We start from the raw sequence: 15,577 nt of genomic DNA on the forward strand, positions 1-15,577 counted from the left end.
GACGGCCACGATCAGACCTGCGAGGTTCTCTACGCTCACAGCTTCTCCACCCCCCGCGCGATCAGGGCGATGACGGCGAACACGGCGACCGTGACGCCGACGTAGATGAGGTCGGACATGGGCTCCACCCGAAGGGCTAGAGGATGTGCTCGCGAGCGACCGGGACGGCCTCACGACACCGGCTGAAAACCGGCGGGTGCAGCAAACCAGCAGCTGGCACCGAGCAGCGGTTTCCTGACGCCGTCCATACGGGTGATTCGGGAACCTTGATGCGGCCCTTACATCCACGTCATGCGGCCGAGACCTCCGGTTGTCCCAAACGTGTCGCTCCGCACCCGTCCGGTCCGTATCCGCACGGGTCAGGGCCTCGTCCGGTGTCTGGAACAGGACATGCTCACGCCCACGGAGGCAGGCGCCCGCCTCCACGGCCGGACCACCCTCGGCAGTGACCCCGGCGACGATCCGGCCAATGCGGAATTGACGATTCCCTGACTCGCCCAACTGCTGTGCCTGGTGTGACCATTGGGGCACGCGCCGGTCAGTTTCCGGCGTGACATCACATGGGGGGTCAAATTGAAGAGTGTTGTGAAACGTGCGTCCCTCGGCGGAGTCGCCGTGATCGCGGCCACCGGCCTGCTGATGACGGTCTCCCCCGCGGCCTCGGCCACCCCGGTCGGCTCGCAGCAGGTGCAGACCGGCACGAAGGCGCAGAACGGGCAGGCGACGGGCAGCCGTCTTCCCAACAGCGAGCTCGCCCCGCAGTCCAGCCCGCTGCACCTGCTCAACGGATACGTCACCTTCTCCAAGGCCGGGTACGCCATCGACGCCCCGGCATCGGTGCTGGCGAAGGTGCCCACGGCGCAGCTCGCGCAGCTGCAGTCGTACGTGGCGGACGTGAACGCCAACATCAGGAGCGGGAAGCTCGCGATGTCGCCGGAGGGCGTGGCGGTTCCGACCGACGCCCTCACGGACGAGGTCGGGCCGTCGACCGGCGGAACCGGCCACCCTAGCCCGAACGCCACCTGGCGCGGCCGGCACGGCTACATCAAGACGCACTGGTACGGCGTCGAGGTCGGCCTAGACTCGTGGTTGACCAACAAGGTCGAGGGCGGATTCTGGACCGGCGCCGGCATCTCCGGGCTGGTGGCCGCGCTGGGCGGCGGGCCGTACGCCGGAGCCGTCGCCGCCGCGCTGGGCGTCATCGCCGGCGGGATCCAGGTCTGCCAGCACCAGAACGGCTGGACCTACATCTACTGGGTCGGCACCATCGGGGCCGGCGGCTTCGTCTGCAACCCCTTCGGGTAATCGGCCCCCGTCGGACTCGGCGGACCTCAACGGATCGGAAAGGCAGGCCCCGTGAAACAGGTGAGCGCCGCGGTCGTCGTCGGCCTCCTGGCCCTCGCGGCCCTGATCACCCTCATCGTGGAGTGGGATTCCTCCCGGAATGACGCCAGCATCCTCGGAGGGGCGGCGTTCACCGCCTCGGTGGTGTTCTTCGCACTCGGCTGGACGAAACGGAACAAGGCCCGCTGAACGACGGGGCGATGGCAGACCCCGGTGGCGCCCGGCCGCACAGGCCGGGCGCCACCACGTCGTTGGCCGGCCAGGCCCGTACTCAGGCCGCCGTCACGTGGCTCGCGGCGGTCTCCAGGGCCGCCCCGGCCTGGTCGGCGAGGGTGACGGCGACGAGGAGGGCCTGGCGGTCGGGGACGGCTCCGGAGACGGGGGTGAGCATGAAGCGGCCGACGTACCTGCCGTGGGCGAACACCCGAAGTTCCACGTCCTCGGAGGGCATGCCCAGGTCCTCGGTCGGCCACGGCTTGCGGCCGACGACGATCGAGCCGTCGTGCTCCAGGCGCGGCGGGTGGCCGATGAGGGAGCCGTCCTCGAACCGGCAGGCCCGCAGGCCGAGGAGGTCGATCAGCTCGGCCCGGACGTGGTCCACCACGGCGGGCGCGGGCTTCGAGCGGGCCAGGACGGCGGCGGCGTGGATCCGCGCGAGGTACCCGGCGTCGGTGACCGCGATGACCTCGAACCTCCGGGACCGGGCTGCGAGTTGGGAGACCGCCAGGCCGACCGCGAGCAACAGGACCGCCGTCGTGATGTCGGACGAGTCGCTGATGCTGAACCGCTCGTAGGGGCGGGTGAAGAAGAAGTCGAACCACGCGGCGGCGCTCAACGCCGCGACGGCACCGGCCAGCCGGTGCCCCACCGCGGCCACCGCCACCACGGCGACGACCAGCACCAGGGCGACGTTGGTGTTGGCCAGGTGCCCGCGCGCCGGCAGCAGCACCGCACTCAGCGCGAGCGGGCCCACCACGGCCACCACCAGAGAAAGCGGTCCCGCCATCAGGCGCCGAAGACCGTGAACGTACCGAGCGAACCGGGGCATCACGCACCTCCTGCCTTCCGGTGTAGCAGCCCGCCGGCCGGACGCAAGCGCCCGCGGAGGCCTTAACGCGATCTTTGCGCGCCGAGGACGAGCTGAGTGGCGTCGTGCTCCCGCTGCGCTTGACCGCACTCAACTTCGTCACCCTCGTTACGGGTGCCGCGCTGGTTCTCACCATCTCAACCTCCTTCCCGCTATGGCCCTCGGCCCGCTGGTGGAAGGGCTCATGCAGCCCGCCACCGACTCGTCTGCGCGCCGGACCGTTCCCCCGGTCCGGCGCAGGCGCTCCCGGAAGTCCACTAGGCTCCTGGACCGGTGAGCCGGGAAGTCTGGTCGGCACGGAACGCGAAACCCTCGTCCGCGCAAGGAGTCCCGCATGCGCCCTGCCCTCTTCACGCCGTCGCGTGCCCTGTTCACCCCCAGCCGCCAGCGCCCCGCGCTGTTCGGCTCCCCCTGGCACAGGGAGCGGCTGCGGACCAACCTGTGGCTGGTGCCTACGGCCTTCACCCTGGCCGGCATGCTGCTGTTCACCGCCACCATCGCCGTCGACCGCGCCGCCTACGACGGCCGGCTGTCGCTCGCCGACTGGGTGCTCAGCGGCACCGCCGACGGGGCCCGGCAGATCCTCACCACCGTGGCGGCCGCCGTCATCACCGTGGTCGGCCTGGTCTTCTCGATCACCATCGTGGCGCTGACCCTCGCCTCCACCCAGTTCGGGCCGCGCATGCTGCGGACCTTCATCCGTGACCTCGGGACCCAGGTCACCCTGGGCACCTTCGTGGCGACCTTCTTCTACACCATCCTGGTCCTGGTGGCGGTGAGCCCCGGCCCGCACGGCGACTTCGTACCGCACCTGTCGATCACCGTGTCGCTCGGCCTCACCGTCGTCGACCTCGGGGTGCTGATCTACTTCATCCACCACATCGCCACGATGATCCAGCTCCCGCAGGTGATCGCCGTGATCGCCGACGAACTCGCCCGGGCCATCGAGGCGCAGAGCGGCGCCGACCCGGGCCCGGTCGCCGGGCTCGACTGCGGACCCGACGCGGATGAGGTGCTGAAGCGGATCACCGAAGAGGGCACGGTGATACCGACGCCGTCCACCGGCTACCTCCAGTTCCTCGACCACGAGGAGCTCATCCGCATCACCGCGGCCGCGGACGCGGTGCTCCACCTCCCCTACCGGCCTGGGCACTTCCTGGTCCGCGGCGCCCCGCTGGCCGTGGTGTGGCCGCCTGAGGCCGCGCCGAGGGTGGGCCGGCAGCTCGGCGCCGTCCAGGTGACCGGGCCGTACCGCACGCTCACCCAGGACGTCTCCTTCGGCGTGGACCAGTTGGTGGAGATCGCTATCAGGGCCCTGTCCCCCGCCGTCAACGACACCTTCACTGCGATGACCTGCATCGACTGGCTGAGCGACTGCCTGTGCCGGATCACCACCACATGGCACCCCCAGCACGTGCAGCGCGATCCGGACGGACGGATCCGGGTCATCGCCTACCAGGCCGACTACGACCGCCTGGTGCAGCGCTCCTTCGAGAAGATCCGTCAGTGCTCGCCGGGCATGCCCGCCGTCATGATCCGCCAACTCGAAGCCCTGTCCAGGGTCATGGAGCAGACCTCGATCCCCGAGCGGCGGCAGGTCCTGCTCGACCAGGGCGCGATGATCCTGCGCAGCTGCGACGCCTCGGTGCCCGAGCCGGCCGACCGCGAGGACGTCCACCGCCGCTACCGGGCCCTGCTGGCCCTCCACGACGACGCGGACACGCAGCCCGGCCCGACGGTCGGCGCGAACACCGGGTAAGCCGGTCCGCCGGGCGCCGCCGCGCCCGGCGGACCGAAAGGGTGGGTCAGGCGGCCGTCAGCTGCTGGTGGATGCCCCACAGGTCCAGCTGGGCCCACTGGCCGGTCACCCGGCCGCCCTTGACGTTGACGATGCGGATGGCCTGGAACGAGACCTTCCGCCCGGTCGCGGGCCACTCCAGGAACTGTCCGACGTGGGTGGCCTCGACGCGGAACCGGATGGTCACGGCGTCCGCGCCCTCGACCACCTCCTCCTCGTGCATCCGCAGGTCGGCCCAGGGCTTGACCATGTTCTTCTCGTAGTGGCCGAGCGCCTCGGTGAAGTCGGTGAGCCAGCCGGTCAGGCCCAGGCACTTCTCCCGCCAGTTCGCAGCGTCGATCAGCCGGGTGGCGCCCTCGATGTCACCGGAGAGCAGGCAGTCGTTCCACTCCCGGTAGATCTCCAACGGGGTGCGCTCAGTCATCGAGCACCCCGCGGTCTGCCGCCAGATCATTCCGTTCCTCAGTACCATGACCCCCACCGTCTCCTTTCTTTGCCCACCGATTTCCATGGCCGCCCGATAAAGGATCGTCCCGTCGAATTCCACGAAGGAACGCAATTCCAGCAATCGGGGTTCGAGTGTGAAATAGGACGCGAATGCGTCACGTATTCGACCTGCTCCGGAAAAGACTCCGTCAAATCGGAGCAGGACCGCGTCCGGGTGGTAGTTCTCCAGCAGCCCGTCGAGATCGCGCCTGCCCAGGCAGTCGAGCTGCCGGTCGAAGACCGCGCGGGCACCGAACGGGTCCGGGTGCGTCACGATGAAGGTCCTTCCTGGCATGCTGCCGGCTGCCGGCTGCCCTCGACGGGGATGCGCACCACCATCCGGGTGCCGTCCGGCCCTGAGCGGACGGTGATCGAGCCGCGGTGGCGCTGGGTGACGATCCGGTAGGAGAGGTGCAGGCCGAGGCCGATGCCCTTCCCGACGTCCTTGGTGGTGAAGAAGGGCTCGAAGATCCTCGGGAGGGCCTCGGCGGGGATCCCGGGGCCGATGTCGCCGACCTCCACCGCGACGCAGCCGCCCTCCCGGCGGGTGCGCAGCGTCAGCGTCCCCGCGCCCGCCATGGCGTCCACGGCGTTGTCGACGAGGTTGGTCCACACCTGGTTGAGCTCGCTCGGACGCCCCCGGACGACCGGCACATCCGGCCCGTAGTCGCGGACGACCCGCACGCCCCGCAGCTTCGGCCGCAGCACCGCCAGGGTGGCCTCCAGGCCGTCCGTGACGGAGAGCTCCTGCTCCGGCGCCCGGTCCAGGTTGGCGTAGTCCCGGGTGGCCGCCACCAGCGCCGAGATGCGCGGCCCCGCGGCCTGCAACTGCTCGGTGAGGGTGCGGACTTCGAGGACCACTGCGAGGTGGTCGAGGGCCTGCGGCAGGGCGGCAGGGCGCAGCGCGGCGGTCCGTTCGGCCAGCCACCTCCGGTCGAGTCCGCGCTCGGCCAGCGCGGTGGCGAGCGCGGCGGGCCGGGCGGCACCGTGCTCGGCGGCCCAGTCGGCCAGTTCGTCCTCGGCGTCCGCGAGGGCGAGGGGGTCGGTTTCGTGGGCCGGGGAGGTCCGGTCGATCCGGTCGGTGAGGGCACGGAGTGCGTCCTGTTCCCCGGGCCCGGCGTCGCGGCCCCAGGCCCGGGCGGAGTCGATGAGCCGGTCGACGGCCGGGCCGAGGTCGTGGGCGGCGCTGGCCACGGCGGCGGCGGGGTTGTTGAGTTCGTGGGCCAGGCCCGCCGCGAGGGTGCCGAGGGCGGTGACCGTCGCCCGGTTCCTGGCCTGGACCTCGGAGGAGGTGATCCGCCAGGCCAGGACGGGCAGCAGCACGCGGGCCACACTCGGGCAGCGCACCAGCATGTCGAGGAACGCGGGCTTGGCGAGACTCAGCAGGGTGGTCGGGCCGGCGGCGGTGGCGGTGGCCAGGTAGCCGCCGCCGGTGAGCAGCGGCAGCTCGCCGGTGAAGCGGTGGGCGACCGCGGGTTTGCCGTCGTGGTCGTCGCCGGAGCGCGGGCGGGTGGTGTGCCGGGTGAGCAACTCCTCGCGACCGTCGACGAGTTTGGTGACGACGAGTTCGCCGTCGAGCAGGACGTGGAAGTGCTCGGCGGGTTCGCCATCGTGGAAGAGGACCTCGCCGTCGGACAGGTGGCGGTGCTCGGCGGTGGCCGAGAGCCAGGCCAGTTGGTCCTCGGAGAGTTCCGCGAAGAGTTCGATGTCCCGCAGGCGTCCGGCCGTGGCGACGGTCACCGGACCCCCGCCAGCGGGCGCGCTGGCGGCTGTGGCGCTCCGAGGCGCCGGTCCTTGCGGGCTAGTACGGAGATCGCGTGGGCGATGGAGACCAGCGTCGCGTGGTGGTGCCAGCCGCGGAAGGTGCGGCCTGAGAAGTCCCGGGCGCCCACGCGGTCACACACCTCGTAGAGGTCGCGGGAGACGCGGCGGGCGAGTTTGGCGATGCGGAAGAGGGCGGCGGCGGACAAGTGGCCGAGGTTGGAGAGCCAGAACTCGGTAGGCCGGGTGGCGGCCGGGTCGGTCCAGGCGCCGATCAGGTGGTGCGGGCGCGCCCCGGTCGGGCGGCCGGTGAGGTCGACGGCGGTCGGCACGCCGACCCGGCACCCGGCCACCCGGGCGGTCCGGCGGCGCAGGCCGCCGAGGTCCCGCCAGTCGACGGCACCGGCCTGCTCCCGCAACGCCTCGATCAGCCGGGCCGCCGGGAACATCCGCCCGCTGCCGGAGGCCTCCACCACGGACAGGGAGCCGTCGACGCGGAGCACGAAGGGGATCCGGCGGGTGGCGAGGACGGTGCTCACCTCGTGGACGTCGGGGGCGGCGACGGACATCACGACGGGTCTCGGGGGCAGTCGCCAGTCCTCCGCCATCGCGACGACGGAGTCGAGCGCGCACTGCACGGGCGTGCGCGAGCGGACGTGGTCGGGGATGGCCGCGCGTCTGCGCTGCTCGCCGGAGACCACCCACCTGTCGGGGAGCGCGAGTTGCCAGTCCACCGGGCAGCTGGTCTCCTCCGAGGCCAGCCAGATGCTGGAGCTCTGCTGGCAGTTGGCGATGCGACCGAGGCCGGTGACGTACTGCCGTTCGACGCCGACGGAGTGCTCGCCCGTCTTGAGCACGGTGAGCGGCTCGACGATCCAGGCACCCGGCTGGATCTCGCGGTCCATGTGGCGGGCGAGGGACTGGCGGACCGGCTGCCACTCCCACGGTGAGGTGCTGATGAACTGCTGGAGGCTCTGCATCGCCGCGCTGTCGGCGACGGCCGCGATCCCCTTGATGGTCTTGCGTCCCTCCGCGTGGAGTAGTCCGCGGACGTAGAGCTCGCCCCAGCGGCGCTGGTCGCTCCGCGGCACCGAGGCCAGCAGAAGTCCGCACAGCTCGTCGACGTGGTCCTCGGGCAGGTCCTGCGACCCGAATTCGTGAAACCCGGCGTCCACACAAATCCCTCCTCGCAGCAGGTGCGCGAATACGAAATAGCGGCGGAAATGAACCAGGCCTTCGAAGCGATCCTTTCGCGTTTCCGGCGGGGCACTGACGTGCAGCGTCCATTTAACCGGACAGCCTCCCCCCGCCACAGACCCGTCCGCCGTTTTAGCGCGTTCCTTATATGCCGGAGCGAAACCCGACCAACTCGCGCCGTCGTGCGCATTCGCACGAATTCAGTCCCGGGCCAGCGCGGCCTCCTCGTGGTCGAGGTCCCGCATCACCCGGCGCAGGATCTCGTCGTTGATCGAGCCCTGCCGACGGAGCCGGACCAGGACCGCACGCTCGGTGGCGAGCATCTCCCGGCGCAGCCGACAGTAGGTCGCGGTGGGGGTCTCCTCTTGCGCGTGCGCCGGGCCGGCTCCGAGTCGCTCCCATGCGGTGAACCGGCGGTGCTCGGCCAGCTCCCTCAGCCGCTCCAGCACGTGTTCAGCCGGATCCTCGTGCCCGCTGCCGACCAACTCCTCCAGCCGGGCCCAGGAGGCCTGGGCCAGGGCCTCCTGGGCCGCGGCTTCGGCCAGCGCGTCCTGCTGGTCCTGCCGGTGTTGCCGCAGGCCGAGGCGGCGCACCACGGCCGGGAAGGCCGCCTCCTGGAGCAGGAGCGTGCCGAGGACCACCGCGAACGCGAGGAACAGGACGAGGTCGCGCCGCGGCAGCGCCTCCGGAACGGCGAAGGCGGCGGCGAGCGAGACCACGCCGCGGGTGCCCGCCCAGGAGACGGCAGCGGGGAACCGCCAGGGCGGCGCCGGGTCCCTCGCCCGGATGCGCGGGGACAGCCGGCGCGGCAGGTACGTCGCCGGGAAGACCCACACGGTCCGCGCCGTCAGAACGGCCGCCAGAACGGCGGTGGCGTAGCCGAGCAGGGCGAGCGGGCCGGTACTGTGCAGCGCGTGGAGGACCGGGCGCAGCTGGAGTCCGATCAGGGCGAAGCCGACGGTTTCCAGCACCCTGGTGAGCAGCTTCCAGGTGGAGGCCGCCTGCAGCCGGGTCGCGTGCGAGGAGCCGGTGGAGTGGTGGCCGAGGTAGAGGCCGGCGGCGAGGACCGCCAGAACACCGGAGGCGCCGAGGGACTCGGAGATCACGAAGGCCGAGAAGGGCACGAGCAGGGACACGGCGTTCTCCGACACGGCGTCGTCGATCCGGCTCAGCAGCACGCGCGCCGGGAGGGCGACCAGCAGTCCGACGGCCGCACCCGCCGCCGAGGCGTAGAGGAACTCGGCGACGCCCCCGATCAGGGAGGTGGCGCCGCCCAGGGCGGCCGCCACGGTGATCCGGAAGACCGTCATCCCGGTGGCGTCGTTCACGATGCTCTCCGCCACCAGGATGGTGACGATCCGGCGCGGCAGTCCGAGCCTGCGGGCCGCCGAGACCGCGGCCACCGCGTCCGTCGGGGAGAGGATCGCGCCGAGCACGAATGCCACGGGCCACGGGAGCCCGGGGACGACACCGTGCGCGACGGCCCCGACGACCAGGGTGGTGAACAGCACCAGGCCGACCGAGAGCAGGCCGATCGGCCGGGCGTTGGCCCTCAGGTCGAGGTAGGAGTTCTCGATCGCGTCCGCGTAGACGAGTGGTGGAGCGAACAGGACGAGCACGAGGTCGGGGTCCAGCCGGTACTCCGGGACTCCGGGGAGGAAGGAGGCCGTGAGCCCCGCCGCGACCAGTGCGAGAGGTGCCGACAGGCCGAACCGCCGGGCCAGGACGGACACCATGATCGCGCCGGCGGCCAGCGGGAGCACCTCCGTCACGACTGCTCGTCCGGCGCCAGCCAGAGCGCGCTGTGCCCGGGCAGCAGGATCGAGGCGCTGGCCGGGTACCCCTGCCAGGGCCGCGGTTCGGCCCCTACGGCGCCGAGGTTGCCCGCGCCGGTGCCGCCGTAGCCGCGGGCGTCGGTGTTGAGCACCTCCCGCCAGCGGCCCGCGTGCGGGAGCGCGAGCCGGAAGCCCGGTCGGGCGTGTGGGGAGAAGTTGTGGACGCAGACGAGCGGGTGGCCCGTCGTGCCGTACCGGACGAAGGAGAGGAGGTTCTGATCGGCCGCGTCGGCGTCGATCCAGCGGAAGCCGCCGGGGTCGCGGTCCCGCTGCCACAGCGCCGGGGTGGCGTGGTAGAGCCGGTTGAGGTCGCGGACCAGTTCGCGCACGCCGCGGTGGTCGTCCTCGGCGAGGACGTCCCACTCCGCGCCGGCCTCGTGCGACCACTCCGACGGCTGGGCGAACTCCTGCCCCATGAAGAGGAGTTGTTTGCCCGGGTGGGCCCACATGAAGGCCAGGTAGGTCCGCAGGTCGGCGAAGCGCTGGTGCCGGTCGCCGGGGACCTTGCCGAGCAGGGAGCCCTTGAGGTGGACCACCTCGTCGTGGCTGATCGGCAGGACGTAGTGCTCGGTGTGGGCGTAGACCATGGGGAACGTCATCCCGGTGTGGTGCTCCCGGCGCCGGGCGGGCTCCTGGCGCAGGTAGCCCAGGGAGTCGTGCATCCAGCCCATGTTCCACTTGAAGTCGAATCCCAGGCCGCCGCTGCCGGCGGGCCGGGTGACACCGTCCCAGGCGGTGGACTCCTCGGCGATGGTGAGCACGCCCGGGCAGTTCCGGTGCAGGACGGTGTTGAACTCCCGCAGGAAGGCGACCGCTTCCAGGTGCTCGCGCCCGCCGTGGGCGTTGGGCAGCCACTGCCCGTACGGGCGGGAGTAGTCGAGGTAGAGCATCGCGGCGACGGCGTCGACCCGCAGGCCGTCGACGTGGAACTCCTCGCACCAGTAGAGCGCGTTGGCGATGAGGAAGTTGCGGACCTCGGGGCGGCCGTAGTCGAAGACCAGCGTCCCCCAGTCGGGCTGTTCGGCGCGGGGGGGGTCGGGGTGCTCGTACAGGGCGGTGCCGTCGAAGCGGGCGAGCGCCCAGTCGTCCTTCGGGAAGTGCGCGGGCACCCAGTCGACGATCACGCCGATGCCCGCCCGGTGCAGTTCGTCGACCAGGTGGCGGAAGTCGTCGGGCGGGCCGAGGCGGGCGGTGGGGGCGAAGTACGACGAGACCTGGTAGCCCCAGGAACCGCCGAAGGGGTGCTCGGCGACCGGCAGGAACTCGACGTGGGTGAAGCCCAGGTCCTTGACGTACGGCGGGAGTTCCTCGGCGAGCCGGCGGTAGGACAGGCCGGGCCGCCAGGACGGGAGGTGGACCTCGTAGACGCTCATCGGGGCGTCGTGCGGGGAGCGGGCGCCCCGCACGGCGAGCCAGGAGGCGTCGTGCCAGGTGTACCGGGAGCGGTGGATCCGCGAGGCCGTCCTCGGCGGGCACTCGGTGGCGAACGCGAACGGGTCTGCCTTCCGGCGCAGTTGGCCGTCGGCGCCGAGGACCTCGTACTTGTAGAGGTCTCCTTCCCCCGCTTCCGGGACGACGGCCTCCCACAGGCCGGAGGCACCCCGCCGGTGCAGCGGATGCGCGGAGCCGTCCCACCGGTTGAAGTCGCCGATGACGGAGACGGACCTGGCGTTCGGCGCCCAGACGGTGAAGGCGGTGCCACCCGGGCCGGGGTGCGCGCCCATCACCTGCCAGAGCCGCTCGTGCCGGCCTTCGGCGATGAGGTGCAGGTCGAGCTCGCCCGGCACCGCGGCGGTCACCGCGAGGTCCTGGGACGGACGGCGAGGACGTGGGCCACCTGGTGGCGGGGGTCGAGGCGGACGTAGTCGTCCCGGCCCCACCGATAGGTCGCTCCGCCGAGTTCATCGTGCACGTCGAAGGAATCGCCTTCCGTGAGGCCGAGGGCGGGCAGGTCGAGCGACACCGTCCCCTCCTGGGGGTGGCGGGGGTCGAGGTTGACCACGACCAGGACGGTGTCGCCGCCCCGCCGTTTGGAGAAGCAGAGGATCTGCTCGTTGTCACACTCGTGGAAGCGCAGGTTCCGCAGGTGGTGCAGGGCGGGGTGCCGCTCGCGGATCCGGTTGAGCGTGGTGATCAGCGGGGCGAGCGAGCGGCCCTCGCGCTCGGCCGCCGCCCAGTCGCGCGGGCGGTACTGGTACTTCTCCGAGTCGGCGTACTCCTCGCCGCCGGGGGCCGCGGGCGTCGCCTCGCAGAGCTCGAAACCCGCGTAGACGCCCCATGTGGGCGCGGCCGTGGCGGCGACGACGGCGCGCACCTGGAAGGCCGCGCGTCCGCCGCCCTGGAGGTACCCGGGCAGGATGTCCGGGGTGTTGACGAAGAGGTTGGGCCGCAGGTAGGCCGCCGGCTCCGAGCCGTCGAATCCCGCCAACTCACCGAGGTACGCGGTCAGTTCCTGCTTGGTGTTGCGCCAGGTGAAGTACGTGTAGGACTGCTGGAAGCCGACCCGGGCGAGGGTGCGCAGCATGGCCGGGCGGGTGAACGCCTCGGCGAGGAAGAGCACGTCCGGGTCGGTGGCGCGGATGTCGGCGAGCAGACGCTCCCAGAACGGGACGGGTTTGGTGTGCGGGTTGTCGACGCGGAAGATCCGCACGCCCTGGCCGATCCAGTGCCGCAGGACGGCCGCACAGGCGGCGTGGATGCCGTCGGGGTCGGTGTCGAAGTCGATGGGGAAGATGTCCTGGTACTTCTTGGGCGGGTTCTCCGCGCAGGCGATGCTGCCGTCGGGGCGGTGACGGAACCACTCGGGGTGCTCGCGCACCCAGGGGTGGTCGGGCGAGCACTGGAGCGCGAAGTCCAGGGCCACCTCCAGGCCGAGGTCGCACGCCGTGCGCACGAAGTGCCGGAAGTCGGCGGCGGTGCCGAGGTCCGGGTGGACGGCGTCGTGGCCGCCGGCGGGCGAGCCGATCGCCCAGGGGGATCCGGGGTCGTGCGGGCCCGCGGTGAGAGTGTTGCCGGGGCCCTTGCGGTGGCTGGTGCCGATCGGGTGGATCGGCGGCAGGTAGACCACCTGGAAGCCCATCGCGGCGATGGCGGGCAGCCGGCGCTCGGCCGTGCGGAAGGTGCCGGAGCGGGGTGGGCGGCGCCCTGCGGGGTCGAGCACCGCACCTTCGGAGCGCGGGAAGAACTCGTACCAGGCGCCGTACAGCGCGCGTTCGCGCTCCACCCGCAGGGGCAGCTCCGGTGTGGCGGTGTGGTGTCCGCCGAGCCACGCCTCGACGCGGTAGGACCACTCCCCCGTCGCGTCGGCGGTGATCTCGGCGGTGAACAGGTCGGTGCCGCGCACCCGTTGGAGCATCGGCAGCGGGTCCCGTTCCTTTCCGTCCGGGTCCGTCGCCACCACGTGGGCGGCGAGCTCCTCGTGACCGTCGCAGAAGATCGTCGCGCGGACCTCGACGGGCTCGCCCGGCACGGCCCGCGCGGGGCTCCGGCCGCCGTCCACCGTCGGCCGCACATCGGTGATCTGGACACGACCCGTGATCATCGGTTCTCCGTCACTCCCTCGGTTCACAGCACTGACCGGTAGACGTCGTGGACCTGCCGCGCGACGGCGGCCCAGGAGAAGCGCTCGACCGCCCGGCGACGACCGGCCCGGCCCATCGCGCGCGCCCGCGCCGGGTCCGCCAGCAGCTCGTTGATCCGACCCGCGAAGTCCTTGGCGAAGGCCTCCGGGTCGGCGGGCTCACCGCCGCCGTCCGGCGCCGGGGTGAGGGGCACCAGCAGCCCGGTCTCCCCGTCGGCCACCACCTCCGGGATGCCGCCGACGGCCGTGGCGACCACCGGGGTCTCGCAGGCCATCGCCTCCAGGTTGACGATCCCCATCGGCTCGTAGACCGAGGGGCACGCGAACACAGCGGCGTGCGAGAGCAGTTGGCGCAGCTGGTGGCGGTTCAGCGGCCGTTCGACGTGGACCAGGTCCACGCCCGCTTCAGCCGCCTCGTCGGCCTCCCGGTCGAACTCGACGGCGAGCTCCGGCGTGTCCGGAGCGCTCACGCACATCACCAGCTGGGTTCCGGGTGTCAGGTGCGGCGCGGCACGCAACAGGTGGACCAGCCCCTTCTGCCGGGTGAGCCGGGCCACGCAGACCACCGTCGGACGGTCGGTACGGATGCCGAGCGGGGCCAGTTCGGAGGTGTCGGCCGTGGGGGCGAAGTCGTCGGCGTCGATGCCGTTGTGGATCACCACGACACGGTCGGGGGCGAGGTCCGGATGACAGCGCAGCAGGTCGTCCCGCATCGCGCCGGAGACCGCGATGACCCGGTCTGCGCCGAGCAGGGCCGTCCGTTCGCAGAAGGAGGAGACGGCGTACCCGCCGCCGAGTTGCTCGGCCTTCCACGGGCGCAGCGGCTCCAGGCTGTGTGCGGTGACGACGTGCGGGACGCCGTGCAGCAGCTTGGCGAGGTGTCCGGCGAGGTTGGCGTACCAGGTGTGGCTGTGCACCACGTCTGCGCCCTCGGCGGCGCGGGCCATGGCCGGCGCGATGCCCAGTGCCTGGACCGCGGGGTTGGCGTCGGTGAGCCCGGCCGGCACCGGGTGCCCTAGGACGCCCGGCTCGGCGCGGGGGCCGCCGAAGCACTGCACCCGCAGATCGACCAGCGGCCGCAGCTGCCGCGCGAGTTCGGTGACGTGGACGCCGGCTCCGCCGTAGACGTGCGGCGGGTACTCGCGGCTCAGGAGGTCCACCCGCGTCATCGCCGCGCCCCCGCCGTCCAGCGCAGCAGGTCCGCGAGCCCGGCCAGGCTGGTGCCCGGCGGGATGTGCGAGCCGCCGCGGACGTCCAGACCGGGAAATACGCTCACGCCGCTCAGCCGTGTCCCGGCCCGCACCCGTACGCCGTCCCCGAGCGCGCAGAACTCCTCCAGCACGACGGGGTGCTGCAGCTGGGACCGGATCTCGACGTTGGCCCCGAGGAAGGCGTCCGAGATCCGTGCGCCGGGCCCGATGATGCTGTCGTCGCCGCACGCGGCGCCGCACAGGACGCTCGCCTCGCCGAGGTCGACGCCGTTGCCGATGTCCGAGGCCGTCAGGCTGACGCCGGGCCCGATCTCCACGTCCCGGCCGATCCGCACGTCCGGACCGATCCGGACGGTGCCGTCGGCGAGCTTCTCGGCCAGGGTCCGGCCGGTGGCCTGGTCCTTGAGCCGGAGGCTGCTCGGATGGATGCGGGCCCGGGCCAGCGGGCTGATGGGTGGATCGATCCGCCCGCTGAGCGCCGGGTACTCGTCGCGGAGCACCTCCCGCAACGTCGTCAGGTAGTCCCGCGGGCTGCCGAGGTCGCCGAACTTGGCGATCGGGTGCGCGGCCACCCGGTGGCCGTGGCGCACCAGGTACGGCAGCAGGTCGCCGCCCCAGTCCAGGCTTCGGCGGGCCAGTGCCGCGAGCTCCGGTTCCCGTCCGGCCAGGCGCAGCCGGTCGCAGTCGATCAGGTACATCCCGGCGTTGGTCTCGACCCGGGGACCGAGCGCCTCGACGGCCGGCAGGGCCGGCTTCTCGACGAAGCGGCGCACCAGCCCGTCCGCTCCGCGTTCCACCACCCCGTACTTGCCGGCCGCCTCGGCTGCCGCGCGCAGCACCGTCGCCACGGTCACGACCGCGTCGCCGGCCCGGTGGGTACGGACCATGCCCGGCAGGTCGACGTCGAAGACCGAGTCGGACGGGAAGACCAGCGCCAGTCCGCCGAGGTCCCAGTACTCCAGGCAGCGCAGCGTCGCCTCCCCGGAGCCGGTGTTGGTCCGGTCGAAGCGCGTGCGCGAGTAGCGGACCGAGACGCCCAGCCGCTCACCGTGCTCCAGGATCGCCTTCGTCTGGGCCCGGTTCTCGCCGCCGTTGGCCGCCACGAAGTACCGCTCGACGCCCTGGCTCTGGAGGGTATCGACGGCCCACTCGATCAGGCTGCGCCCGACCAGGTGCATCGCGGCCTTGCTGCGCAGGTGGTCCGGGGAGTTCAGGGTCAGCGGCCTGGCCCGGACCCCACGCCCTCCGACCAGAGCGATCGCGGACAGCCTTTCCATC

At 72.1% G+C, this 15,577-nt stretch carries 12 protein-coding genes; 3 read left to right on the forward strand and 9 right to left on the reverse strand.

Going from position 1 to position 15,577, the window contains the following annotated elements:
• Positions 1-585 precede the first annotated feature (585 nt).
• Together ACWCXH_RS33165 and ACWCXH_RS33170 are read left to right on the forward strand one after the other, a co-directional pair.
• Positions 586-1,305, forward strand: a complete 720-nt coding sequence (locus ACWCXH_RS33165; protein WP_449805211.1) for a hypothetical protein — start codon at positions 586-588, stop codon at positions 1,303-1,305.
• 51 nt (positions 1,306-1,356) lie between these two features.
• The gene (locus ACWCXH_RS33170; protein WP_449805212.1) at positions 1,357-1,533 is read left to right on the forward strand and encodes a hypothetical protein; all 177 of its coding nucleotides are present in this window, start codon (positions 1,357-1,359) and stop codon (positions 1,531-1,533) included.
• Between the two features lie 82 nt (positions 1,534-1,615).
• Here the strand turns inward: ACWCXH_RS33170 and ACWCXH_RS33175 are convergent, their stop codons facing one another.
• On the reverse strand, positions 1,616-2,350 hold the full coding sequence (locus tag ACWCXH_RS33175; RefSeq protein WP_449805213.1) for a DUF4118 domain-containing protein: 735 nt from the start codon (positions 2,348-2,350) through the stop codon (positions 1,616-1,618).
• Positions 2,351-2,765: 415 nt separating this feature from the next.
• Between ACWCXH_RS33175 and ACWCXH_RS33180 the strand changes: the two genes are divergently transcribed.
• Positions 2,766-4,190 (forward strand): DUF2254 domain-containing protein, encoded by a 1,425-nt coding sequence (locus ACWCXH_RS33180; RefSeq protein WP_449805214.1) that lies wholly within the window; start codon positions 2,766-2,768, stop codon positions 4,188-4,190.
• A gap of 46 nt (positions 4,191-4,236) precedes the next feature.
• On the opposite strand, the gene ACWCXH_RS33185 is transcribed toward ACWCXH_RS33180, so the two are convergent.
• From ACWCXH_RS33185 to ACWCXH_RS33220, 8 genes are all read right to left on the reverse strand, one after another.
• Positions 4,237-4,653, reverse strand: coding sequence for an ester cyclase (locus ACWCXH_RS33185; protein WP_449805215.1), 417 nt, complete (start codon positions 4,651-4,653; stop codon positions 4,237-4,239).
• Positions 4,654-4,985: 332 nt separating this feature from the next.
• The gene (locus ACWCXH_RS33190) at positions 4,986-6,455 is read right to left on the reverse strand and encodes an ATP-binding protein (protein WP_449805216.1); all 1,470 of its coding nucleotides are present in this window, start codon (positions 6,453-6,455) and stop codon (positions 4,986-4,988) included.
• A complete protein-coding gene (locus ACWCXH_RS33195) occupies positions 6,452-7,651 on the reverse strand; it encodes an IS701 family transposase (protein ID WP_449805217.1) in 1,200 nt (399 codons plus the stop codon). Before ACWCXH_RS33195 ends, ACWCXH_RS33190 begins: the two co-directional genes overlap by 4 nt.
• Positions 7,652-7,873: 222 nt before the next feature.
• Positions 7,874-9,445 (reverse strand): Na+/H+ antiporter, encoded by a 1,572-nt coding sequence (locus tag ACWCXH_RS33200; protein WP_449805218.1) that lies wholly within the window; start codon positions 9,443-9,445, stop codon positions 7,874-7,876.
• Positions 9,442-11,307, reverse strand: a complete 1,866-nt coding sequence (gene glgB, locus ACWCXH_RS33205; RefSeq protein ID WP_449805219.1) for a 1,4-alpha-glucan branching protein GlgB — start codon at positions 11,305-11,307, stop codon at positions 9,442-9,444. Before glgB ends, ACWCXH_RS33200 begins: the two co-directional genes overlap by 4 nt.
• Positions 11,304-13,046 (reverse strand): maltotransferase domain-containing protein, encoded by a 1,743-nt coding sequence (locus ACWCXH_RS33210; protein ID WP_449805260.1) that lies wholly within the window; start codon positions 13,044-13,046, stop codon positions 11,304-11,306. Before ACWCXH_RS33210 ends, glgB begins: the two co-directional genes overlap by 4 nt.
• A gap of 26 nt (positions 13,047-13,072) precedes the next feature.
• The gene (gene glgA, locus ACWCXH_RS33215) at positions 13,073-14,257 is read right to left on the reverse strand and encodes a glycogen synthase (protein ID WP_449805220.1); all 1,185 of its coding nucleotides are present in this window, start codon (positions 14,255-14,257) and stop codon (positions 13,073-13,075) included.
• Positions 14,254-15,576, reverse strand: a complete 1,323-nt coding sequence (locus ACWCXH_RS33220) for a sugar phosphate nucleotidyltransferase (protein WP_449805221.1) — start codon at positions 15,574-15,576, stop codon at positions 14,254-14,256. The genes glgA and ACWCXH_RS33220 overlap by 4 nt, the downstream gene beginning before the upstream one ends.
• Between the last annotated feature and the right edge of the window lies 1 nt (position 15,577).

It is taken from the genome of Kitasatospora sp. NPDC001660 (assembly GCF_053596725.1).

Excerpts from the sequence above, each read along its gene's own strand:
- ACWCXH_RS33175 (WP_449805213.1), bottom strand. The coding sequence starts at position 2,350 with ATGGCGGGACCGCTTTCTCTGGTGGTGGCCGTGGTGGGCCCGCTCGCG.
- ACWCXH_RS33180 (WP_449805214.1), top strand. The coding sequence starts at position 2,766 with ATGCGCCCTGCCCTCTTCACGCCGTCGCGTGCCCTGTTCACCCCCAGC.
- ACWCXH_RS33185 (WP_449805215.1), bottom strand. The coding sequence starts at position 4,653 with ATGACTGAGCGCACCCCGTTGGAGATCTACCGGGAGTGGAACGACTGC.
- glgA (WP_449805220.1), bottom strand. The coding sequence starts at position 14,257 with ATGACGCGGGTGGACCTCCTGAGCCGCGAGTACCCGCCGCACGTCTAC.
- ACWCXH_RS33220 (WP_449805221.1), bottom strand. The coding sequence starts at position 15,576 with ATGGAAAGGCTGTCCGCGATCGCTCTGGTCGGAGGGCGTGGGGTCCGG.